Here is a 531-nt window from a genome sequence, read left to right on the forward strand (position 1 = left end):
ACGCCGGAGATCGTCATCAAGCGCCGACAGACCTCATCGTCCCGCACGATTCTCAGAAGTCTGCGATGTAGAACTGTAAACTGTTCTCGCAGCTTGCAGCGCGCCTCCAGCAGCGGCGTGACAATTTCGGCCAGTTCACAGCGTCCTTCGACGAGCTCGCGAATCCGATCCTCAAACTTGACGGTCCCGACGACGCCAACCTTGAGCCCAAAATTGCGCAACAGGCCGCGCAGGTCGTTCTCGATGGCGAGGGCCTTTTCCTGCAGCAGCTTGCGCGCCGTCAGCAGCGCGCGGCGCTTCTGGCTCGTCAGCGTCTTGACATGCACCGGGCGGAACAGGTTGACGCGCATCATCTGTGCGATGCCGCGCGCATCATTGCGATCCGTCTTGTTCGGCCGCGCCTTGAGGAATGCCTTGGTGTGTCGGGTCTCGATGCAGATTGCCGGCAAACCGGCCCTGGCCAGGCCTTCGAACAGCCATTGCGACAACGGTCCGGCCTCGAGCCCGATCCGCTCGATGCGCAAGGCGGGA

At 62.3% G+C, this 531-nt stretch carries 1 protein-coding gene; it reads right to left on the reverse strand.

The window, feature by feature from the left end; genetic code table 11:
* Window positions 1–531: IS110 family transposase (locus NKI72_RS35395; RefSeq protein ID WP_352852316.1), on the reverse strand; the 531-nt coding region annotated here is incomplete at both ends.

Origin of the sequence: Mesorhizobium sp. M0437 (genome assembly GCF_040321335.1) — a bacterium.
In the GTDB taxonomy this organism is placed as follows: domain Bacteria; phylum Pseudomonadota; class Alphaproteobacteria; order Rhizobiales; family Rhizobiaceae; genus Mesorhizobium.